The sequence below is a fragment of the Rhodococcus sp. AB351 genome, assembly GCF_049538275.1.
Taxonomy (GTDB): domain Bacteria; phylum Actinomycetota; class Actinomycetes; order Mycobacteriales; family Mycobacteriaceae; genus Rhodococcus.
This window is the reverse complement of sequence record NZ_JBMVFW010000001.1, coordinates 1,030,253-1,052,532: the sequence shown is the minus strand read 5'-3', so window position 1 is coordinate 1,052,532 and position 22,280 is coordinate 1,030,253. Positions and strand designations below refer to the sequence as shown.

Genomic DNA, 22,280 nt, shown 5'->3' with positions numbered 1-22,280 from the left:
GGGCACGTTACAGCGAGGCGACCGCCGCGTGCAGCAGGGCGACGTACCGAGCGAGACCTGCCGCGTCGAGGACGTCCGGGGAGGTCGTCACCGACAGGGTCACGGTGCCACCGATCCCGTGTACGCCGTGGGTGAGCGCCTGCACGGGCGACAGGCCGGGGAAGCCTGAAGTGAACCGCACCCGTCCACCGCCGAGTTCGAGGTCTGCCGGTCCCCGGTCGACGCTCGACACGACGGTGTTGCCGGTGACGGTGGGCGGGACGACCGACAGGTCGAGTCGGCCGGTGCCGAACCGCAGCAGCGGCGCGGGGACGTGGTCGTCGGTGCGGGCCCGGATCGCCATGGCGGGGTGCCGCGCGCGGATCCGCTGCAACGCCAGGTCGGCGGTGATCGCCGCGGCACGTTCGTGCGGGTCGCGGATCGCGCAGTGCAGGTCGACGCCGACATTGCGGTAGCTGTTGCGGGCCGTGCCCGGCGCCACCGCGACCGGCACCTCTGCGGACAGTTCGTCGACGCCGAGGAACTCCGACAGGGCAGCGCCGATCGCCGTGAGCGCGCCGATCGTGACCGTGCCGACGCGACGCAGGTCGGCTGCGTCGAACACGAGGGTGCGGACCGTCCGGCGCGGCCCGGGCGCGGTGTTCACGGCGACCAGAGGTCGGCCCGGAGCGGGCTGCGGCACCGACGGATCGGCGAGCTGCCGCTGCGCCTCCACCGCCCGTCGCCCGTCGGCGATGACCCGCGGGATCGAGAACGGCAGTCGCAGTGCGGCACGCGTGAGCATCCCGGCCGGCGAGGGGGCACGCGGTGGTGTCGTGGGTGTCGCGGTGCCCGCCAGCAGGTCGCGGGCGAGCGCGGAGGTGCGCACCCCGTCGGCGAAGGCGTGCGACATCTGCAGGACGACGACGAGCGCGGGACCGTCCCCGCGCGGAGCACCGGTGACCTGTGGGAAGACGTGCAGTCGCCACGGCGAGACGGTGACGTCGACGCGAGTCGCGACGAGCCCGGACAGTGTGTCGAGCAGGTCGTCGTAGCTATCGGATACGTGGACGACGAACGGATCCTCGGTAGGGGCGTGTGCCGACCAGTAGGGATAGTCGAGACCCGCGGGGACCTCGACCATCCGCACCTGCAACTCCCCCATCACCGCCGCCCGCGACCGCAGCTCGTCGAGCACATCGGCGACGGGAGCCACGGGGGCGTCGAAACAGTAGAGGGCGAACAGGTCGCCCGGGATGCGGTCGCCGAGCCATTCCCGGCGCGCGTCCGACGGATGCATCTGCACGAGGTCACAGTCTGCCTGCCGCCCCCGGCACGTGCGGGGCGGGTATGAATGGATCATGAGCGACGACACGACCGATCCGTACCTGTGGCTCGAGGACGTCACCGGCGAGGAACAACTCGGCTGGGTGCGTGCCCGGAACGACCGAACGGTCGAGGAGTACACCCGCACCGAGAGCTTCACCGACCTCGAGTCCCGCATCCGCGAGATCCTCGACACCGACGCCCGCATCCCCTATGCGCGTCGGCGCGGCGAGTACCTCTACAACTACTGGCGGGACGCCGAGCACGTACGCGGCCTGTGGCGTCGCACGACGATGGAGCAGTACCTGCGCGACGAACCCGAATGGGACGTCCTCGTCGACCTCGACGCCGTCGCCGAGGAGGAGGGCGAGAACTGGGTGTGGTCGGGTGCCCAGGTGTTGCGGCCCGATCAGACGCGCGCGCTCATCAGCCTGTCGCGCGGTGGTGCCGACGCGAGCGTGATCCGCGAGTTCGATCTCGTCGAGCGACGGTTCGTCTCGGGCCCGGACAGTTTCGAACTGCCCGAGGCGAAGACGGACATCGGGTGGATCGACGCCGACACCGTCTACGTGGGAAGCGATTTCGGCGACGGATCGCTCACCGACTCGGGTTATCCGCGACTCGCGAAGAAATGGCGGCGCGGCACCCCGATCGAGGAGGCCGAGACGGTCTTCGAAGGTGAGCGCACCGATGTCGCCGTCTCCGCCTGGTACGACAACACCCCCGGCTACGAACGCAGCTTCGTCGACCGCGCGATCGACTTCTACCGGGCGCAGCGTTTCGAACTCACCGCGGACGGCGAACTCGTCGAACTGGATGTTCCCGACGACGCACGGGTGAGCGTCTACCGCGACCATCTGCTCGTGCGCACCCGCTCCGAATGGCTCGGCCATCCCGCCGGCACCCTGCTGGCCGCGAACTATCCGGCCTTCCTCGCCGGGTCGCGCGAGGTGACGGTGCTGTTCGGCCCCGACGAGCACACCTCGCTCGAACAGTACGCGTGGACGCAGAACCACCTGCTCGTCGTCACGTTGCAGGACGTGCAGACACGCGTGCGGGTGCTCACGCCGGGTGAGGACGGCTGGTCGGACGAGGAGCTGCCCGGCGTCCCCGATGCCACGTCGACCTCGATCATCGACGTCGATCCGCTCAACGGCGACGACTTCTTCCTCAACTCGAGTGGTTTCACGATCCCCGCGACCCTGCTGTCGGGGACGGTCGGCGGTCCGGTTGAGGCGATCAAGCAGGCCCCGTCGTTCTTCGACGCCGAGGGCATCACCGTCGAGCAGTTCTTCGCGACCTCCGACGACGGCACGCAGGTGCCCTATTTCGTGGTCGGCCGCAACACCGAAACCCCTTCGCCCACACTGCTGTACGGATACGGCGGGTTCGAGAACTCGATGGTGCCCGCCTACAGCGGCGGAGTCGGGCGGGCGTGGCTCGAGAAGGGCTACACCTACGTCATCGCCAACATCCGCGGCGGCGGCGAGTACGGACCCACCTGGCACACGCAGGCGCTGAAGGAGAACCGGCACAAGGTCTTCGAGGACTTCGCCGCGGTCGCGAAGGATCTCGTCGCGCGCGGGATCACGACGGCCGAGCAGCTCGGCACCCAGGGCGGCAGCAACGGCGGTCTGCTCATGGGCGTGATGCTCACCCGCTATCCCGAACTGTTCGGGGCGATCGTGTGCCAGGTGCCGCTGCTCGACATGAAGCGCTACCACCTGCTGCTCGCCGGCGCGTCGTGGATGGCCGAGTACGGCGACCCCGACAACCCCGCGGAGTGGGAGTTCCTGTCGAAGTACTCGCCCTACCAGAACACCGACCCGGACGCCGACTACCCGCCGATCCTCGTCACCACGTCGACGCGCGACGACCGGGTGCATCCCGGCCATGCACGGAAGATGGTGGCGCGGCTCGAGGAGCAGGGTCACGAAGTCCGGTACTACGAGAACATCGAGGGCGGCCACGGCGGCGCGGCCGACAACGCCCAGGCGGCGTTCAAGTCGGCGCTGACGTTCACCTTCCTGGCCGACAAGCTCGCGAACCGGTGAACTTCGGGGAGGCTGTGTGCGTTCTCGTCGAGAAAGACGCACACAACCTCCCTCATCTCGCCGGTCCGGTGGACTCGCGGACGACGAGCTGCGTCGGGAGCACGAGTTCGTCGGCCACCGCGACCCGCTCGTAGGCCTGCCGGGCGAGCATCTCGATGGCGCGCGCCCCGGCGTCCTCGGTGCGTTCGGCGAGCGTCGTGAGCGAAGGCTGGCACAGGTCGGAGCCGAAGATGTTGTCGAATCCGACCACGCTCACGTGTTCCGGCACGGACACCCCGCGTTCCCGCATCCGGCGCAGCACCCCGATGGCGAGCATGTCGTTGTGGCACACCACCGCGGTGGCACCGGCGGCCACGGCGGCGTCGGCCGCGGCGGCACCGCCACCGAGTGTCGGCGAGTAGGGACCGAAGCGACGTACCGCGATGTCGTGGGCCTGCGCCGCGACCTGCAGACCGGCCCAGCGCCGCGCTCCCGACCACGACTCGGGCGGACCGCCGAGGAACAGCAAGGAGCGGTGTCCGAGCGACGCGAGGTGGTCGACGATCTGCCGCGTGCCCGTCTCGTAATCGGCTACGACGCAGGATATTCCGCGGATCGCGCGATTCACGAGGGTTACGGCGTCGAGTTCCGCGACGCGGCGGAGCTCGTCGTCGGGCATGCGCGCGGCCGCCAGGACGAAGCCGTCGACGGCCGGCCCCAACCGCCGGATGATGTGCGCTTCGGTGGCCGCGCTCTCCTGCGTGTCGGCGAGGACGAGGGTCCGCCCGGAGGCGACGGCGGCGCGCTCGGCTCCTTTGATCACGCCGGAGAAGAAGGGGTTCGTGATGTCGGGGACGAGCAGCGCCAGGGTGTTGGTGCGTCCCGATTCGAGGGCGCGGGCCGCGGGGTTGGGGGCGTAGCCGAGCCGGTCGGCGACCTCGAGGACGTGGTCGCGGGTGGCGGCGTTGACGCGGCCGGGGTTGGTGAAGGTGCGCGAGACCGTGGACGCCGCCACCCCTGCCTCGCGGGCCACATCGGTGATGGTGGCGCGTTTGCGTGAACGCGGAGAGGCCGACATGCGGACAGTATGGCAAAAAATGGCAAACGATTGCCGTGGGCTGCGCCACACCCATAACGTCCGTGTATCCGATACTGAAGACCCACCCCCGAGGCATCCGATGACTGAAAACACCACGGTGCAGCGCACGCCCCGCAAGGCGGCCCTCGCCGCGTGGAGCGGCAGCGCACTGGAGTACTACGACCTGGCGATCTACGGCACCGCCGCCGCGCTCGTCTTCCCGAAGATCTTCTTCCCCGAGGGCAACCAGGCGGTTGCGACCGTCGCGTCGCTCGCCACCTTCGGCGTCGCCTACGTCGCGCGCCCCTTCGGTTCCGTCCTGATGGGACACATCGGCGACCGTTTCGGCCGCAAGCTGATCCTCGTGGGCACGCTGCTGCTCATGGGTGTCTCGACCTTCCTCATCGGCTGCCTGCCGACCTACGGACAGGTCGGCATGCTCGCGCCGATCCTGCTGGTCACCTTGAGACTCCTCCAGGGCCTGTCGGCCGCGGGTGAACAGGCCGGCGCGAACTCGATGTCGTTCGAACACGCCCCCGACGACAAGCGCGGTTTCTTCACCAGCTGGACGCTGAGCGGCACACAGGGCGGGCAGGTGCTCGCACCGCTGATGTTCCTGCCGGTGATCGCCCTGCTCTCCGAGGAGCAGTTGCAGTCGTGGGGCTGGCGCGTGCCCTTCTGGATCAGCGCCGTGATCGTGCTGATCGGCTTCCTCATCCGCCGCAGCCTCGACGAGACCCCCGAGTTCCACGCCGAGAAGGCGCACGACGAAGCACCCAAGGCACCGCTGGCCGTGCTCTTCCGCCACCACTGGACCGGCGTCCTGCGCGTCTTCTTCGCGGCCTTCATCGCCATGGTCAACACCGCATTCCAGGTGTTCGCCCTCAACTTCGCCACCGCCGACGAGTACGGCATCGGCATCAGCGACACCACGATGCTGTGGCTGGCGATCGTCGCCAACGTCATCGCCGTAGGCACCATCCCCATGTGGGCCCTGCTGTCCGACCGCATCGGCCGCAAGCCGGTCTTCGTCACCGGCCTGATCGGCAGCGCCGTCATGGTGACGGCCTTCCTGTGGTCGATCTCCCGGGGCGACGTGCCGCTCGTGCTCGTCACCGGCATCCTGCTCGCCGGCGTGGTCTACAGCATGCCGAACGCGGTGTGGCCCGCCACCTATGCCGAGTACTTCCCCACCAGCGTCCGCCTGTCGGGCATGGCGATCGGCACCCAGTTCGGCTTCGCGCTCGCCGGTTTCACCCCGGCCATCGCCGGCTCGCTCATGGACGGCAACGCCGACAACTGGTACCGCGTGGCCCTGTTCTGCGTCGGCGCGGTCGCCATCTCGCTGATCGCGGTGGCCACCGGACCCTCCGGAACCCACAAGGTCCCCACCCGTGAGATCGGCCTGCGCCCCCACGACCGGAACACCGCGCCGGTCCCCGCCGGGGCCGCATCGTGACCGCCCGTCCGACGATCGCCGTCCTCAACGGGCCCAATCTCAACCTGCTCGGCACGCGCGAACCCCATCTCTACGGCACCACGACGCTGGCGGACATCGAGAAGTCGTGCCGTCGCACCGCCGACGACCTGGGCTTCGACATCGACTTCCGGCAGAGCAACCACGAGGGCGCACTCATCGACACCGTCCACGAACTCCGCGAATCGGCCGCCGGTTTCGTGGTCAACGCCGCGGCCTACACGCACACCTCGGTCGCACTGCACGACGCGCTGGTCACCGTCGCGGCACCGATCGTGGAAGTGCACCTGACCAACGTCCACGCCCGCGAGGAGTTCCGGCACCGCTCGTTCGTCGCTCCCGTCGCGACGGCCGTGATCGCCGGATGCGGCCCCGACGGATACGGCTTCGCCGTCCGTCACCTGGCCGCACTCGCACTCGACACCGAGAAGAAGGAAAGTTCCCGATGACCTCCGCAGCGCCCGCACGTACGTCCTTCCTGCTGGGCCTGTTCGGCGCCGGGATCGGCGGTTCGCTCACCCCGGCCATGCAGGAACGGGAGGGCTTCGCCTCGGGACTGAACCTGACCTACCGCCTCGTCGACGCCGAGCGCCTCGGCTACGGCGCCGAGAACCTGGCCGAGATGCTCGACTGGGCACAGCGTTTCGGTTTCGACGGGCTCAACATCACGCACCCCTTCAAGCAGGTCGTCATCCCCCTGCTCGACGAGTTGTCCGACGACGCCCACGATCTCGGCGCGGTCAATACGGTGGTGTTCCGGGACGGTCGTGCGATCGGCCGCAACACCGACTGGTCCGGCTGGGGACGCGCGTTCCGCCGCCGGCTGCCCGAGGCCGTCTCCGACCGCGCCGTGCTGGTCGGGGCCGGTGGTGCCGGTTCGGCCGTCGGGTACGCACTGCTCGAACAGGGCTCCGCGCACGTGTCCATCGTCGACGTCGATACCGAGAAGGCGCAGGCCTGCGCGACCCGCCTGGCCAAGCGGTTCGGCGACGACCGGGTCCGCGCGACCACCGATCTCGCCGGGGCGCTGGCCTCGGCGCAGGGTCTGGTCAACGCGACCCCCACGGGCATGACCGGCCACCCCGGGCTGCCCGTCCCCGCCGAACTCGTCCGCGAGGACCTGTGGGTCTCCGACGTCGTGTACTTCCCGCTCGAGACCGAGCTGATCCACCTCGCCCGCTCCCGCGGATGCCGCGTGGTGCCCGGTGGGGGCATGGCCGTCTTCCAGGCCGTGGGTGCCTTCGAGTACTTCACGGGCGTCGAACCCGACGCCGAACGAATGGTCCGACACTTCGAGGAGCTGACCAGCTGATGCGCCGCGGAATCGCCACCGTCTCGCTCTCCGGTGTTCTCGCCGACAAACTCGACGCGATCGCCGCTGCAGGATTCGACGGGATCGAGATCTTCGACAACGACCTGATCGCGTCGCCGCTCTCACCCGCCGAGGTGGCCCGGCGCTGCGCCGATCTCGGTCTGTCGATCGACCTGTTCCAGCCGATCCGCGACATCGAGGGCGTCGACCCACGGCGGTTCCCCGACGTCCTGCACCGCGTCCGCCGCAAGCTCGAGGTGATGAACGAGCTCGGCGCAACGACCTTTCTGGCGTGCTCGAACGCGCTGCCGACCGCGATCGACGACCCGGAGCTGTCCGCCGAACAGCTGCGCGCCGTCGGCGATCTCGCCGCCTCGCACGGGGTCACCTTCGCCTACGAGGCCCTCGCCTGGGGACGTCACGTCAACCGGGTCGGGCAGGCGTGGAATCTCGTCGAACGCGCCGACCACCCGGCCGTGACGCTGGCCGTGGACACCTTCCACATGCTCGCGCGCGGTGACGACGGACGCGCCCTGGCCGGCATCCCCGGCGAGCGCATCGGCTTCCTCCAGGTCGCCGACGCCCCGGTGCTCGACATGAACGTCCTCGAATGGAGCCGCCACTTCCGGTGCTTCCCGGGGCAGGGCATGCTCGACGTCTCCGGGGTGGTCGCGGCCGTGCTCGACGCCGGCTACGACGGTCCGCTCTCGCTCGAGGTCTTCAGCGACGTGGTGCGCGAAGCGGATCCGCATGTGACCGCGCGCGACGCGATGCGGTCGCTGCTGTTCCTCGAGGACCGGCTCGGTGCGCGGGTCACCGGCCCCGCACGCGAGAAGGTGACGGTCGCACCGCCGCTTCCGGCGCGGACCGACGCGGCGTTCGTCGAACTCGCCGACCCCGACCGCACCGACTACCCGGCGCTGCTCACCGGACTCGGATTCCACATCGCCGGCCGGCACCGCAGCAAGCCCGTCGTGTGGTGGCGCAACGGCGGTGCGAACGTCGTCCTCAACGAAGAGCCCGCGCCGGGCCCCGCCGCGACCGCGCTGGGTCTCGTCGCCCCCGACGTCGCCGCGGTGGCCGAACGTGCCGCGAGCCTGCTGTGGCCCGCGGTCGACCGCACGCGCGGGGAGGGCGAGGCGGGTCTGCCGGGCATCACCTCCCCCTCCGGTCTGCACGTCTTCGTCAGCGCCGAGGCGGGACAGACCGACGACTGGCACAACGACTTCGTCACCGACGACGCCCCGGGCACTTTCGTGTCCGACGACGCCGCAGCCACTTCCATGGCCGACGAGGGATGGCTCGGTCTCGACCACGTCGATGTGACGGTCGCGGCGGACGACCTGAACCAGGAATTGTCGTTCTTCCGCACCTTGTTCGGACTGCGGCCGGAGGACCCGGAGGAGTACATCCAGCCGCAGGGCCGCCTGCGTATTCGCGCACTGCGCGCGGAGAAGGGTGACCTGCGGGTCGCGCTGAACGTCTCCGACACCGGTGCTGCGCCCCAACCGCACGGCGTGACCCAGTTGGCCTTCGCCACGGCCGATGTCGTCGACTCGGTACGGCATGCGCGTGCGCGCGGTGTGGAGTTCCTCCGACCGCCCGCGAACTACTACGCCGATCTCGACGCGCGGTTCGTGCTCGACCCCGGCCTGCTCGCAGTCCTGCAGGACAACGGGCTGCTCTACGACCGCAACGACGACGGCGGCGAGTTCCTGCACGCCTACACGCTCCCGGTGCAGGGCGGCTTCCAGGTCGAACTCCTCGAACGGCGCGGCGGCTACACCGGATACGGCTCCCCCAACGCCCACGTCCGGCTCGCCGCGGCCGCCCGCGCGGGATCAGCGGTCGCGTAGCCAGGCCACGATCTTCGCGACGGTGTCGTCGTTGTCGCGGATCCATCCGTTGTGGCCCAGTGCCCGCGGGTTGTGCCACCGGGCGACGTCGGCGGCGGGCAGTTTCTCGAGCAGGTGCTGCGCCGACGCGACCGGGGTGAGGTCGTCGCCCTCGATCGTGATCGACAGGACGGGCAGCGTGAGACGACCGACCCGTTCCTCGTAGTCGATGTCCGCACCGGCCGGTTCGAACCGGCCGGTGCGGGCCAGTCGCGCCCAGTCGGAGATCAGCACGCGCGACTGCCGGCCGAAACCGGCGACGTCGATGCGGTCGCCGGGCCAGAAACCGGCCACCGCCGCGGTCAGCGACATCGCGGTCGACCCGAGCCACAGCCCCGGTCCGCGGATGCCGCCGTGGTGGCGGTAGTAGGGCGTGCCCGAGGCGACGAGGATCAGCCCGCCGAGGCGGCCGCGGATGCGCGCGGCGTAGAGCACGCCGAGTTGCCCACCCATGGAGTGGCCGAGCAGGTAGGGCGTCGAGTCGGGGAAGCGCTCCCGCACCACCTCGGCGACGGCGGGGAAATGCGTCGCGACGATCTCGTGATAGCCGTAGGTGCTGTCGGGTCCGGGCCTCGGACGGCTGTCGCCCTGGCCGGCCAGTTCACAGATCGCCGCGTCGAATCCGTGCTCGGTGATCGCCTGCGCGAACGGCTCGTAGTAACCGGCCGGGATACCGAGCCCCGGCACGATCACCACGACGGCGCGGGAAGCATCGCGGCGGGTCTCGTGTTCGTGGTCGGGTCCCGCGAAGAGGCGCACCGGGGTCGTGGTGCCCCCGGGAAGCTGGATCGGTACGGTCTCCACCGGCCCAGACTAGGCCGATCCGGACGCGGCGGGTGCCGGTTTGCCTGTGAGTCTCCCTGCCACCCCGAGCCCGGAATTCAGGGTCGGGATGGGGGTCGTGCCCGGATGTGCTCGGGCCCGGTCGCGGCGGACGATCGAAATGTCCGGTCCAGCATCCTTTCGGAGGAACCCATGCGTACCCTTGCCATCCGCTCCCGTCTCGCGACCGCCACCGTCCTGTCGCTCGGCACCGCCGCAGTACTTCTCGGAACAGGAACTGCCGCAGCACAACCCGCGCCCGGTGTCGTGGGCATGAGCGAGCAGGCCGCGGTCGGCGTGCTCACCGCGGAGGGTGTGCCGTTCTCGATCGTCAACCGGTCCGGTTCCGCCGGCGGCGACTGCACCGTGACCGCTCAGCGCGACCGGGGATACCGGACCGAGGTCGAGTACGAATACGACAGCGACGACAACGAGTTCGACCGTGTCGAACGCCAGGTGTGGCGCGGGGTCGGCCTGACGGTCGTGTGCCGCTGACGCGTCCCTGCGGTCAGTCCAGACCGAAACCGCGCTCCCGCAGAGCTTCTCGCATCTGTTCCCTGCTCCCGAGCGCACCGGGCGACGCGAAGCGCCCGAGTACACGTTCGACCCAGCTCTCCGCCAGACCCTGATCGCGGTAGAAGCCGGCGATCTCCTCCTCGTACGCGGCGAGGCCGGCATCCCGCTCCTCGGTCGAGTACTGCTCGCGATGCAGCACCACATCCTGACCCAACCGCGGCTTGACCTCCGACTCCACCTCGGGATCGGGACGGCCCACCACCAGCCCGACCACAGCGAAACTGTGGTCGGGCAGAGCCAGTTCTGCGGCCACGTCACGCGGATGGTTGCGGATGGCCCCGATGTAGACGGTGCCGAGGCCGAGCGATTCCGCGGCGAGCACCGCGTTCTGTGCGGCGAGGGCGGCATCGACCACCCCGAGCAGCGCCGACTCCACGTAGTCGACGTTGACAAGGTCCTTGTCGTGCTGCTCGGCGACTCGCGCCGCACGGGCGAGGTCGGCCACCCATACGAGCAGCAGCGGAGCGTCACACACCGCCGGCTGGTTGCCGGCGAGCGTCGCGATCCGGGCGAGCCGGTCGCGGTCGGTGACGGCCACGACGCTCCACAACTGCAGGTTGCTCGAGCTCGCGGCGGACGAGGCCGCGGCCACGATCGCGCGCAGATCGTCCTCGGAGACGGCTTCGGGAAGGAACTTCCGCACGGAGCGATGCGCCAGCTGGAGAGCGATGACGTCGTTCCACGCGCCGGAACCACCGTGTCCGGCCACCTGCTCGGCGGCCCGGGTGCCGTACCTGCGGCGCAATGCGGCGAGCTGTTCGTCGAGGACGACGTCGGTCATGACGGGAGATCTCCTTCTGATCGGCAGTACCGACGGTCGAGTCTGCCTCCTCGCACCCCGGTCGCCGAGCATTGTCCTCAGCATGATTCCAGCGGCGCCCGGGCCGGTTCACTCGACCGACCCCGAGACGAAGATCAGGGTGAAGATCCGGGCCGTTCCCCGATGTGCCGGGATCGTCTCGGCGACAGGATGAATGCATGAACTTCGAGAACCAGGCTCCCCGCCCCTTCACTCGCTCCTCGTCCCAGCGCATGCTCGGTGGTGTGTGCGCCGGACTGGCCGAGTACTTCAACGTCGACCTCAACCTCGTGCGTGCAGGCGCAGTCCTCACAGCCTTCGTCACGGGTGGCACCGCCGTGTTGCTCTACCTCGCACTGTGGATGATCATCCCCGAGCACTGATCGGCCCCCGGCTGCAGAGAACACGCAACCCTCGGTGGACATCCACCGAGGGTTGCGTGCTTCGCTGCGGGTGGCAGCGGCGATTGCGAACTACTGCTGGACGCTGCCCAGCAGAGCACTGCCGGTATCGAGCAGAGTCTTCAGGAGCTCCGTGCCGCCGAGCAGGTCGAGGGCCGAGCCGATGAGTTCGATGACGTCCATGTGTATCTCCTTCGTCCGATCACATACCGGACGGGTCTCGTCCGATTGCTGTTCGCCTACCCGGAATTCCGATCGGAATTCCGTCGGGCTCGCATCAATTTTCAACACATTCGACGCGCCCGCGCGAGCCGAGAATACGCAAATCGGATGTGATGACATTCACACTCGCGGCGAAGGTCGTACGAGCTCACAAATGCCCAGTTCACGGCGTCAAGGAAAGAAAACGGAACGTCCGTACCCATTTATTTTCGTTTGAATTCGATATTTCCGTTCGACCCGATTCATCCTGTTCGGTGACCGTTTACGGCGAATCGACCGATCCGGCGAAGAAATATCGACCGAAAGAAGATGCCCGATTCGACCGCAATCGAATCGGGCATTTCCGGTGGATCCGGGACCGCTACAGTCCGACCGCCTGCGACAGAAGCGGCCACGAGTTGCGCAGATCGTCCTCCCAATAGTCCCAGGAGTGCGTACCCGCCGGCCGCAGGTCGATCTGGGCGGGGATGTCCAGTTCCTCGAGCCGCTGGGCCATCCGCTGCGTGCAGTGGTGGACCGCCGCCTCGATGCTGCCGCCGACGACCACCTGACCGACGAGCCCGATCGGGTCGTTGTTCACCGACCGCGACCCGAGCCGCTCGTACTGCCCGGGCAGACCCGAACCCGACGAGATGTACAGGTCGATACCGCGGAGCTTCTCGGCCTGGAGATAGGGATCGTTCTCGATCCAGGCCGGATCACCGACCGGGCCCCACATGTTCTCGGGGTCGCCGCCCTTGACGCGTACGACGGCCTGCACATAGGACTGCCCCAGCGGCGTGCTCGTCTCGGCGCATCCGCTGTAGGCCCCCACCGCCTCGTACAGCTCGGGAGCCGCGGTGGCGAGGCCGAGCACCGATGTCCCCGACATCGACAGGCCCGCAATGGCGTTGCGCCCCGAGGTCCCGAACTCGGTGTCGATGACCGGCGGGAGTTCGTGCGTCAGGAAGGTCGTCCACATGTTGCGGCCGAGCGCGGGATCGTCGTTGCGCCAGTCGGTGTAGTAGCTGTAGCCGCCGAGGAGAGGCGTGACGACGTTGACGTTCTTGTCCGAGAAGAAGTTCTCGACGTCGGTCTGCTTCTCCCAGGTGGCGATTCCCTGCCCGCCTCCCGAACCGTTGAGCAGGTAGAGGGTGGGGCGCGGTTCGCTCGTGTCGGCGGGCGTCCGGACCCGGAGGGGGATCACCTTGTCCATCGACGGCGAGTAGACGTTCGCGATGACGGTGCGGTCGCTCTCGCGCTCGACGGAGGTCAGCTCCCCCACCGGTCGCTGGTCGTCCGCCTCTGTCGGCTGCGCGAGAGCGCCCCCGGGGGCTGCGAGGACCATCGACGTTCCCACCGCCACCGTGAGCAGTACCCGCCGTAACCAGGACGACCGCATATTCTCTTCCCCTCGTCGATCCGTCTGTCTGCGCACCTCGGACCGGTTGCGGATCGGTACGAACCTCCGGAACCGGATGAAGTGACACTTTCGTGACATTCATCGTCCGCGGAGCGCGTTTCGTAACGAATATGTGATCGTTCGGTACGGGAGGCCGGAACGATCGGGGAAGAGCACGAGGCCCGACCCCACCGGAGTGGGATCGGGCCTCGTGTGGCTCAGCGGCGGATCGGAAGTCCTCTCCGCCCGCAGGGGCGGATCAGAAGTCCTCTCCGCCCGCAGGGGCGGATCAGAAGTCCATGCCGCCCATGCCGCCGGTCGGGTCGCCCGCGGGAGCGGCGGCCTTCTCCGGCTTGTCGGCGACGACGGCCTCGGTCGTCAGGAACAGAGCCGCGATCGACGCAGCGTTCTGCAGCGCCGAGCGGGTGACCTTGACCGGGTCGTTGATGCCCGCTTCGAGCAGGTCCTCGTAGTCGCCGGTCGCAGCGTTGAGGCCGTGGCCGGCCTCGAGGTTGCGGACCTTCTCGGCGACGACGCCGGGCTCGAGGCCGGCGTTGAAGGCGATCTGCTTCAGCGGCGCCTCGAGAGCGACCTTGACGATGTTGGCACCCGTGGCCTCGTCGCCCTCGAGCTTGAGGTCGTCGAGAACCGGAGCGGCCTGCAGCAGGGCCACGCCACCACCGGCGACGATGCCCTCTTCGACGGCAGCCTTCGCGTTGCGGACGGCGTCCTCGATGCGGTGCTTGCGCTCCTTGAGCTCGACCTCGGTCGCGGCACCGGCCTTGATGACGGCGACGCCGCCGGCCAGCTTCGCGAGGCGCTCCTGCAGCTTCTCACGGTCGTAGTCCGAATCCGACGCCTCGATCTCGGCGCGGATCTGGTTGACGCGACCGGCGATGGCGTCGGGATCGCCCGCGCCCTCGACGATGGTGGTCTCGTCCTTGGTGACGACGACCTTGCGGGCCTGGCCGAGCAGCTCGATGCCGGCGGTCTCGAGGGAGAGGCCGACCTCTTCGCTGACGACCTCGCCACCGGTGAGGATGGCGATGTCGGCGAGCTGGGCCTTGCGGCGGTCGCCGAAGCCCGGAGCCTTGACGGCAACCGACTTGAAGGTGCCGCGGATCTTGTTGAGGACCAGGGTGGACAGAGCCTCACCCTCGACGTCCTCGGCGATGATCAGCAGCGGCTTGCCCGACTGGATGACCTTCTCGAGCAGCGGCAGCAGGTCCTTGACCGTGGAGATCTTGGAGCTGACGAGCAGGATGTAGGGATCCTCGAGCACGGCCTCCTGACGCTCTGCGTCGGTGGCGAAGTAGAGGGAGATGTAGCCCTTGTCGAAGCGCATGCCCTCGGTCAGCTCGAGCTGGAGGCCGAAGGTGTTGGACTCCTCGACGGTGATGACGCCTTCCTTGCCCACCTTGTCGATGGCCTCGGCGATGAGCTCACCGATCGCGGGGTCGCCGGCGGAGATGCCTGCGGTGGCGGCGATCTGCTCCTTGGTCTCGACCTCCTTGGCGGTGTCGAGCAGCTTGGCGGTGACGGCCTCGACGGCCTTCTCGATGCCGCGCTTCAGGCCGAGGGGGTTGGCGCCCGCAGCAACGTTGCGCAGACCCTCGCGGACGAGCGCCTGGGCGAGCACGGTAGCGGTGGTGGTGCCGTCACCCGCGACGTCGTCGGTCTTCTTGGCAACTTCCTTGACCAGCTCGGCGCCGATCTTCTCGTACGGATCCTCGAGCTCGATCTCCTTGGCGATGGACACACCATCGTTGGTGATCGTGGGGGCGCCCCACTTCTTCTCGAGAACGACGTTGCGACCCTTGGGGCCCAACGTCACCTTGACTGCGTCGGCGAGGCTGTTGAGGCCCCGCTCGAGGCCGCGACGGGCCTCTTCGTCGAACGCGATGATCTTGGCCATTGCGAAGTGATCCTCCGGGTATGGGGGTGACACCGGAGCGATCGCTCGTCGGATCGCTCCATGTACGCCTTCGGCCGGAAGCAGTGCCCGCGACGGACGACCAGGGGTGTCGAAAACCCGGTCTCACCCTACCGACCTGGCACTCACGTGTTGCGAGTGCTAAGTGCATTCTTAGCACTCGGGGGTGGCGAGTGCAAGATTACCGGCACCTGCCACCCCCGTCACGAAATCCGCGAAAGACCGACTACCCGGTCGTCCGGATCATCGGTGCGGCGCTCGCTCAGCGCGGCGTCGAACCGACCCCCACGGCGCACCACTGCCCCGTCGCGGTGTTGACCGCGAACGACTGGGCTCCGACGCACGTGACGCCGGTGGTGTCGGCCGTGGCGCCCGACCCGTAGCCGGCCACCGACAGGGTCGTCGCCGGACCCTGCGCCCACGAGTGGCTCAGTCCGCCGCCGAGCGCGTAGGCGAACGAACGGCCGCCGTCACGGGCTGCACTGAGCGCCGTGCCGAAGCCCGTCGCGTGGGCTTCGGCGGCACCGGCCGACTCGGCGACCGACACCGCGGTGCCGCTGTCGGCCGCATACGCGCGAGCGAAGGCGTCCTCGGCGGTGGCACCGCAGCTGGCGGTATCGGACACCAGGATGTCGTTGGCAGAAGGAGGCGACACACAGGTCACCGGCGCCGCTGCGGCGGTACCCCCACCGAACAGCGCAGCCGAGGCCACACCGACGGCGACGAGCACACCGGCCCGGAACGAACGGCGCGCGGTGAGAACGGACCGGAAGGAACGAATGGACAAGAACGGGCTCCTCTGCACTGGAGTGCCTCTTCGCGAAAGGCTGCGTCTGCGCGAACTGGGGAACGAGCGCCCCGCGCGAACGGGGGGCCGGCGCCCCGGCGGTAGGGTACCGATCACATGCGTCTCACGCGAGACCACGTGTCACAGACTGTCGAGGAGCCCGGGGAGATCGGCGACGGAGTCGATGACGTGGTCGGGACGATCGACCGCCAGGTCCAGGACGGATTGCCGAAACTTTCCGGTACGCACCAGGATTCCCGTCATACCGAGGCGTTGCCCCGGGACGACCTCGCCAGCGATGTCGTCGCCGACGACCACCATCCGATCCGGTTCGACACCCATCCGCTCCGACGCGACGAGGAAGCCGCGCAGCGACGGCTTGCCCACCGCCACCACCGACCGGCCGGTGAGCTCCTCGAGTCCCGCCAGGTAGACCCCGGTATCGATGCGCAACCCGTCGACGGCCTGCCAGGCGAGCGCCCGGTGCATCGCGACCACCGGGACGTCCTCGAGCATCAACTCGGCGACGCGGCTCATCGCCCGGTGCGTGAAGGCATCCCCCGCGCCGCCGAGGATCACCACTTCCGGGTCGTCCTCGTCCAGCACGAGACCGTCGAGATCCGCTGCGATGTCGCCCTCGTTGAGGACCCAGCAGCGCAGACCCGGATAGGTCTGCCGGACATGGTCGACGGTGAGGGACACCGCCGTGACGATCTCGTCCGGCGCCACTTCCATCCCCAGATCCGTGAGCCGCTGCGCGATCTCGGCACACGTACGCGAGGTGGTGTTGGTGAGGAAGGCGCGGCGGACGCCGTCGGCACGCAAGCGTGCCAGGACGTCCGCCGCGCCCGGGACGGGCTGCCACTCGGTGACGAGCACACCCTCGATATCGAACAACACCCCGTCCACATGCGTCATGCGTCGAGCCTATCCGCGCGGTGACTCGCGGAGAAACGCTCGGCCTACACGCTGCCGGCGAGACGCTCGGCGAGCAGGCGGGTGAAGCGTGCCGGGTCCTCGACCTCGCCACCCTCGGCGATCAGCGCCATGCCGTGGAGCAGTTCGGCGACGTCGGCGAGGGTGGTGTCGTCCGGGCGTTGCTCCCGGGCGGTGCGCAGACCCGACACGAGCGGGTGATCGGGGTTGAGTTCGAGGATCCTCTTGACCCGCGGCACCGGCTGACCCGACGCCTTGTACATCCGCTCGAGCGCCGGCGACATGCTGAAGGTATCGCCGACGATGCACGCCGGGGAGGACGTCAGGCGCGACGAGAGCCGCACGTCCTTGACCTGCTCGTCGAGGGTCTCCTTCATCCACGACAGCAGGTCGCCGAACTCCTTCTCCTTCTCCTCGCGTTCGGCTTCGGCGGCCTTCTTCTCGTCCTCGGTACCGAGGTCGACATCGCCCTTGGCGATCGACTGGAAGCGCTTGCCCTCGAACTCCGGAACGGAGGTCACCCACATCTCGTCGACGGGGTCGGTCAGGAGCAGCACCTCGATGCCCTTGTCGCGGAACGCCTCCATGTGCGGGGAGCTCTCGAGCAACTGGCGCGACTCGCCGGTCAGGTAGTAGATGGCGTCCTGGCCGTCCTTCATGCGCTCGACGTAACCGGCGAGCGTGGTCTGCTCCTCCTCGCTCGCCGTCGAGTCGAACGACGAGATCGCCAGCAGCGTGTCGCGGTTGTCGGTGTCGGAGATCAGGCCTTCCTTGACGACCCGGCCGAACTCGCGCCAGAACTTCGTGTACTTCTCGGGTTCCTTCGCGGCCATGTCCTTGACGGTCGCGAGGACCTTCTTCGTCAGGCGGCGCCGGATGGCCCGGATCTGCCGGTCCTGTTGCAGGATCTCACGAGAGACGTTGAGCGACAGGTCCTGTGCGTCGACCACACCCTTGACGAAACGCAGGTACTCGGGAACGAGATCCTCGCAGTCGTCCATGATGAACACGCGCTTGACGTACAGCTGCACGCCGGTGCGCCGTTCGCGGGCGAACAGGTCGAACGGCGCGTGCTCCGGGATGAACAGCAGCGCCTGGTATTCGAAGGTGCCCTCGGCCTTGAGCGGGATGATCTCGAGCGGCTCGTCCCAGGCATGCGCGATGTGCTTGTAGAAGTCCTTGTACTCCTCCTCGGAGACCTCGTCCTTCGAGCGCGCCCACAACGCCTTCTGCGAGTTGAGGGTCTTGGTCTCGAAGGTCACCTCGTCGGCGCCGTCCTCCGACTTCGTGGTGCGCGAGACCTCCATGCGGATCGGCCACGCGATGAAATCCGAGTACTTCTTGACGATCTCCTCGAGCTTCCACTGCGAGGTGTAGTCGAACAGGTGGTCCTCGGCGTCCTCGGGCTTGAGGTGCAGGATCACCGAGGTGCCCTGGGGCGCGTCGTCCACCTCGGCGATCGTGTAGGTGGATTCGCCGCTGGACTCCCAGCGCGTACCGGTCTTCTCCCCGGCCTTGCGGGTGACCAGGGTGACCTTGTCGGCGACCATGAACGACGAGTAGAAGCCGATGCCGAACTGGCCGATCAACTCCTCGGATGCGGCGGCATCCTTGGCCTCGCGCAGCTTCTGGCGGAGTTCGCCCGTACCGGACTTCGCGAGGGTGCCGATGAGGTCGACGACCTCGTCGCGGTTCATGCCGATGCCGTTGTCGCGCACGGTCAGGGTGCGCGCGTCCTTGTCCACCTCGAGCTCGATGTGCAGGTCGGAGGTGTCGACGTCGAGATCCTTGTTTCGGAACGACTCCAGCCGGAGTTTGTCCAGGGCGTCCGACGCGTTGGAGATCAACTCGCGCAGGAAGGTGTCCTTGTTCGAGTAGATCGAGTGGATCATCAGATCCAGCAACTGCCGCGTCTCGGCCTGGAATTCACGCTGTTCGACGTTCGTACTCATTCCGGGTTCCCTTTCCACAAGCAGAACTTCCCCGGAAATAGTAAGCCGCCCGCGAACCCGGCCCGTTCGCGCTTCCGGGTCCATGATGGAGGTGCAGGCTTCGTCGTTCACAGGAGGTTGCGATGACGGTTCGTCGGACGGTGGTCGTCGGTGCGGGCATCGTGGGTCTGTCCACCGCGTGGTTCCTGCAGGAACGCGGTATCGAGGTCACGGTGCTCGATCGGGTCGGCGTGGCGGGCGACGCGTCGTGGGGCAACGCCGGATGGCTCGCGCCGGCTCTGACCCTGCCGCTGCCCGAGCCGGGGGTGCTGCGTTACGGCGTGCGCTCGATGTTCCGGCCGTCCTCGCCGGTGTACGTGCCGCCCACGACGGATGTGCGGTTGCTGCGTTTCCTCGCCGACTTCGCCCGGCACTGCACGAGGCGGAAGTGGACGTCGTCGATGGAGGTCTTCGCGCGCGCCAACCGCGTCGCTCTCGACGCCTACGACGACCTCGCCCGCGGGTCGGGCGACACGACCGTCACCGAGCCGACGCGGGTCGCCGATCCGTTCCTCGCGGCCTTCACCTCGGACGACGACCGGCGACTGCTGGTCGAGGAGTTCGAGCACGCACGTGCCGCCGGCAGCGAGATCGACTTCGACCTGCTCGACACCGACACACTGCATTCGCTCGAACCGCTGCTCGGGGACTCGGTGCGAGTGGGGCTCCGGATCCGGGGGCAGCGGTTCATCGACCCGCCGCGGTTCGTCGCCTCGCTGGCGCACGCCGTGCGCGCCCGGGGGGCGGAGATCGTCACAGGCGTCGACGTCGAGGAGGTGCGCGACACCGGTCGCGGGGTGGACGTCGTCGTGGCCGGTGGGGACTCGCGTTCGGCGGATGCGGTGGTGCTTGCGAACGGAGCGTGGCTCGGATCGCTCGCCCGGCCGTTCGGGGTGCGCACGCAGGTCCAGGCCGGTCGCGGCTACAGCTTCAGCGTGCGGCCGCCGAGCCTGCCGAAGAACCCGGTCTACTTCCCCGCCCAGCGGGTGGCGTGCACACCCCTCCAGGACCGCTTCCGGGTCGCGGGAATGATGGAGTTCCGCAGCCCCGACGCCCCGCTCGACCCGCGGCGCATCGAAGCGATCGTCGACGCGACCCGTCCGCTGCTGCGCGATGTCGACTGGGACGGGCGCAGCGAGGAGTGGGTGGGCTCGCGGCCGTGCACGGCGGACGGGCTTCCGCTGATCGGCCGCACCCGTTCGGAGCGGGTGTACGTCGCCGGCGGGCACGGGATGTGGGGTGTGGCGCTCGGTCCCCTCACCGGACGGCTGCTCGCCGGGGCGATGACCGGCGAGCCGGATCCGTTGCTCAGGTCGTTCGATCCGCTGCGCTGACCGGCCCGGGTTCGAGCCGGTCGCGCACGCGGTCGAACCAGTCGAGGACCGCTCGCTCGTAGAGGATGCCGAAGTCGAGGGTCGCCGCGGCGTGCGGCGGGAGGATGTCGGCCGCCGCCTGCTGTTCGTAGGCGGCGAGCTGCTCCTCGTGTCTGCGGCGATGGTCGGCGAGCATCTCGGCGAGGCGCTCGGGCGGGAGGTGATCGCCGAAGGCGACGGTCAGCAGCAGTGGGTGACGGATGTTCTCGTCGCCCGGTTCGCGGTCGATCCATTCGGCGAAGGCGGTGCGTCCGGCCTCGGTCAGCAGGTAGGGCTTGCGATCGCGCGGGCCCTTCTCCCCTGCCTCGATCAGTCCCTGCCGTTCCATCGCGGCCAGTTCCCGGTACACCTGGCTCGTCGTCAGCGACCAGAACTTGCCGATGCGCGTCTGCGCGGTGGACACCAGGTCCCAGCCCGTCTTGGGGCCTTCGTGGAGGAATCCGAGCAGCGACGCGGCGGTGGCGTTGAGCGGTCGTCCGGTCATTGCCGGTTCCTTTCTCGATTCGGGTACGGAAAACACTTGACATTCCACTGTGGCATATTCACCCTGGACTCAGGTGACATTCCATTGTGGAAGATCCCGGAGGGCACCATGGAACACACGTCCACTACCGGCCCCGGTACTGCGACACCCCCGCTGCGCATCTCCGATGCCGAGCGCGAAACGATCGTCGACGAGCTGGGGCGGCATCTCACCGCCGGACGGTTGACGATCGCCGAGTTCGACGAGCGTGTCGCCCGGGTCTACCGCGCCGCGACGCAGGACGACGCCGGCGCCGTCCTCGCCGACCTGCCGTCGACACCCGATCCCACCCCGCCCTCGCCGGCCCAGAACCCGCTTTCCCGTCTGCGCCTGCCGCTCCACCAACGCATCGAGTGGGGAGCCTGGGCCGCCGTGGGCTCGATCAATCTCGCGGTGTGGGCACTGGTCTCGATCGGAACGGCCTCACTGATCTACTTCTGGCCGATCTGGGTCATCGTTCCCTGGGGTCTCGTCCTGGTGGGACGCACCGCACTCGGACTCGAGGGCGGTCCGGCCCGCCGCAGGGCCGACGACCACATCCGCAACGCCCGGCGACTGCACCGCGAGCACATGCGCCACGCCGCCGTCGTCCACCGGCGTGCCGTCATGCACCGGCGTGGACCGAATCCGCACTGCGGGCGATCGAGTCGTACCTGGTACTGATGTTCCCGAGATAGTGCGGGTGCGTGAGGATGTAGGGGGCGTCGATCGAGATGCCGCGGACGACGATCTCCCCCGCCGTCTCCGGTGCCATACCGGCGTTCCCGCCCTTGATGTGGTCCACGCGCCGGACCTCGCCGCCGAGCCGGGCGGTGCTGTCGTCGAGTCCCGAACGCACCAGCCCCGGGCACAGGACCGACACCCCGACACCGTGCGGGGCGAGTTCGGCGCGTAGCGCTTCGGACATCGCGACGACGGCGGCCTTCGCTGCGCTGTACACACCGCGGCCCGGCACACCCGCGGTCAGTCCCATGACCGAGGCGGTGTTGACGATGTGCCCACGCCCGCGTGTCCGCAGGTCACCCGCGAAGGTCGAGACGCCGTTGAACACCCCGGTGACGTCGATGTCGATGACCGTGTCGAAGACCTGAGGATCGAGGTCGGCGAAATCCGTTCCGTTGAAACCGATCCCGGCGTTGTTGACGAGGATGTCGACCGGGCCGAAGGCGTCCTCCGCCTCCTGCTTGACGCTGCGCCAGCCCTCCCGGTCGCGTACGTCGAGGACGGCTCCGCGGACGAGCCGGAAGACTCCCGTCCGGTCGGCGAGCGTGGATTCGATTGCCGCATCGTCGATGTCCGCGATCGTCACGGCCACTCCACGGCGGGCCAGGGCGTCGGCGATACCGCGGCCGATGCCGCTCGCACCTCCGGTGACGAGCGCGTGGCGCGCCGAGGCGATGTTCATGGAGAAGACTCCGTTCGTCGAGGTCGTCGGT

At 68.7% G+C, this 22,280-nt stretch carries 20 protein-coding genes; 9 read left to right on the top strand and 11 right to left on the bottom strand.

Features of this window, described 5'->3' with window-relative positions:
- Positions 1-7: 7 nt before the first annotated feature.
- Positions 8-1,342: a wax ester/triacylglycerol synthase domain-containing protein gene (locus tag ACPCXD_RS04790; protein WP_088897010.1), complete on the bottom strand. Its 1,335-nt coding sequence runs from the start codon at positions 1,340-1,342 to the stop codon at positions 8-10.
- Here ACPCXD_RS04790 and ACPCXD_RS04785 point away from each other — a divergent pair.
- Complete coding sequence (locus ACPCXD_RS04785) at positions 1,341-3,359, top strand: prolyl oligopeptidase family serine peptidase (RefSeq protein WP_423658635.1); 2,019 nt, start codon at positions 1,341-1,343, stop codon at positions 3,357-3,359. The two genes, ACPCXD_RS04790 and ACPCXD_RS04785, sit on opposite strands and share 2 nt — an antisense overlap.
- A gap of 52 nt (positions 3,360-3,411) precedes the next feature.
- Here the strand turns inward: ACPCXD_RS04785 and ACPCXD_RS04780 are convergent, their stop codons facing one another.
- Entirely contained in the window at positions 3,412-4,416 is a 1,005-nt protein-coding gene (locus ACPCXD_RS04780; RefSeq protein ID WP_088897008.1) for a LacI family DNA-binding transcriptional regulator, read from the bottom strand.
- Between the two features lie 100 nt (positions 4,417-4,516).
- Between ACPCXD_RS04780 and ACPCXD_RS04775 the strand changes: the two genes are divergently transcribed.
- The 4 genes from ACPCXD_RS04775 to ACPCXD_RS04760 are packed head-to-tail and all read left to right on the top strand — an operon-like array spanning position 4,517 to position 9,061.
- Entirely contained in the window at positions 4,517-5,875 is a 1,359-nt protein-coding gene (locus ACPCXD_RS04775) for an MFS transporter (RefSeq protein ID WP_088897007.1), read from the top strand.
- Positions 5,872-6,342 (top strand): type II 3-dehydroquinate dehydratase, encoded by a 471-nt coding sequence (aroQ, locus tag ACPCXD_RS04770; RefSeq protein ID WP_088897006.1) that lies wholly within the window; start codon positions 5,872-5,874, stop codon positions 6,340-6,342. The genes ACPCXD_RS04775 and aroQ overlap by 4 nt, the downstream gene beginning before the upstream one ends.
- A complete protein-coding gene (locus ACPCXD_RS04765; RefSeq protein ID WP_088897005.1) occupies positions 6,339-7,205 on the top strand; it encodes a shikimate dehydrogenase in 867 nt (288 codons plus the stop codon). The genes aroQ and ACPCXD_RS04765 overlap by 4 nt, the downstream gene beginning before the upstream one ends.
- Positions 7,205-9,061, top strand: coding sequence for a sugar phosphate isomerase/epimerase and 4-hydroxyphenylpyruvate domain-containing protein (locus ACPCXD_RS04760; protein WP_145693237.1), 1,857 nt, complete (start codon positions 7,205-7,207; stop codon positions 9,059-9,061). The genes ACPCXD_RS04765 and ACPCXD_RS04760 overlap by 1 nt, the downstream gene beginning before the upstream one ends.
- On the opposite strand, the gene ACPCXD_RS04755 is transcribed toward ACPCXD_RS04760, so the two are convergent.
- A complete protein-coding gene (locus tag ACPCXD_RS04755) occupies positions 9,047-9,904 on the bottom strand; it encodes an alpha/beta hydrolase family protein (RefSeq protein WP_016693047.1) in 858 nt (285 codons plus the stop codon). The two genes, ACPCXD_RS04760 and ACPCXD_RS04755, sit on opposite strands and share 15 nt — an antisense overlap.
- A 171-nt stretch (positions 9,905-10,075) precedes the next feature.
- On the opposite strand from ACPCXD_RS04755, the gene ACPCXD_RS04750 reads away from it, so the two are divergent.
- A complete protein-coding gene (locus ACPCXD_RS04750) occupies positions 10,076-10,417 on the top strand; it encodes a hypothetical protein (protein WP_088897003.1) in 342 nt (113 codons plus the stop codon).
- 13 nt (positions 10,418-10,430) lie between these two features.
- Here ACPCXD_RS04750 and ACPCXD_RS04745 read toward each other — a convergent pair whose 3' ends face one another.
- Complete coding sequence (locus tag ACPCXD_RS04745) at positions 10,431-11,279, bottom strand: NADPH-dependent oxidoreductase (protein WP_033096165.1); 849 nt, start codon at positions 11,277-11,279, stop codon at positions 10,431-10,433.
- Between the two features lie 197 nt (positions 11,280-11,476).
- Between ACPCXD_RS04745 and ACPCXD_RS04740 the strand changes: the two genes are divergently transcribed.
- Positions 11,477-11,680: a PspC domain-containing protein gene (locus ACPCXD_RS04740; protein WP_088897002.1), complete on the top strand. Its 204-nt coding sequence runs from the start codon at positions 11,477-11,479 to the stop codon at positions 11,678-11,680.
- Positions 11,681-12,281: 601 nt separating this feature from the next.
- Here the strand turns inward: ACPCXD_RS04740 and ACPCXD_RS04735 are convergent.
- The 5 genes from ACPCXD_RS04735 to htpG all read right to left on the bottom strand — a co-directional run bounded on the left by ACPCXD_RS04735 (position 12,282) and on the right by htpG (position 18,909).
- Complete coding sequence (locus ACPCXD_RS04735; RefSeq protein ID WP_016691627.1) at positions 12,282-13,301, bottom strand: alpha/beta hydrolase; 1,020 nt, start codon at positions 13,299-13,301, stop codon at positions 12,282-12,284.
- Positions 13,302-13,590: 289 nt separating this feature from the next.
- Positions 13,591-15,216 carry a chaperonin GroEL gene (groL, locus tag ACPCXD_RS04730; RefSeq protein ID WP_016932760.1) on the bottom strand — a complete coding sequence of 542 codons (1,626 nt, stop codon included), beginning with the start codon at positions 15,214-15,216 and terminating at the stop codon, positions 13,591-13,593.
- A 280-nt stretch (positions 15,217-15,496) separates the two neighbouring features.
- Positions 15,497-16,021, bottom strand: coding sequence for a DUF6764 family protein (locus ACPCXD_RS04725; RefSeq protein WP_016691625.1), 525 nt, complete (start codon positions 16,019-16,021; stop codon positions 15,497-15,499).
- Between the two features lie 141 nt (positions 16,022-16,162).
- Complete coding sequence (locus tag ACPCXD_RS04720; RefSeq protein WP_423658629.1) at positions 16,163-16,939, bottom strand: HAD-IIA family hydrolase; 777 nt, start codon at positions 16,937-16,939, stop codon at positions 16,163-16,165.
- 44 nt (positions 16,940-16,983) lie between these two features.
- Positions 16,984-18,909, bottom strand: a complete 1,926-nt coding sequence (htpG, locus tag ACPCXD_RS04715) for a molecular chaperone HtpG (RefSeq protein WP_423658627.1) — start codon at positions 18,907-18,909, stop codon at positions 16,984-16,986.
- 122 nt (positions 18,910-19,031) lie between these two features.
- On the opposite strand from htpG, the gene ACPCXD_RS04710 reads away from it, so the two are divergent.
- Positions 19,032-20,282 (top strand): NAD(P)/FAD-dependent oxidoreductase, encoded by a 1,251-nt coding sequence (locus ACPCXD_RS04710; protein WP_145693232.1) that lies wholly within the window; start codon positions 19,032-19,034, stop codon positions 20,280-20,282.
- Here ACPCXD_RS04710 and ACPCXD_RS04705 read toward each other — a convergent pair.
- On the bottom strand, positions 20,257-20,805 hold the full coding sequence (locus ACPCXD_RS04705) for a PadR family transcriptional regulator (RefSeq protein ID WP_016691621.1): 549 nt from the start codon (positions 20,803-20,805) through the stop codon (positions 20,257-20,259). The genes ACPCXD_RS04710 and ACPCXD_RS04705 overlap by 26 nt on opposite strands.
- A 108-nt stretch (positions 20,806-20,913) precedes the next feature.
- Here ACPCXD_RS04705 and ACPCXD_RS04700 point away from each other — a divergent pair, with 108 nt between their 5' ends.
- Entirely contained in the window at positions 20,914-21,507 is a 594-nt protein-coding gene (locus ACPCXD_RS04700; RefSeq protein WP_145693231.1) for a DUF1707 SHOCT-like domain-containing protein, read from the top strand.
- Here the strand turns inward: ACPCXD_RS04700 and ACPCXD_RS04695 are convergent.
- Complete coding sequence (locus tag ACPCXD_RS04695; protein ID WP_120283604.1) at positions 21,449-22,249, bottom strand: SDR family NAD(P)-dependent oxidoreductase; 801 nt, start codon at positions 22,247-22,249, stop codon at positions 21,449-21,451. The two genes, ACPCXD_RS04700 and ACPCXD_RS04695, sit on opposite strands and share 59 nt — an antisense overlap.
- Positions 22,250-22,280: the final 31 nt, after the last annotated feature.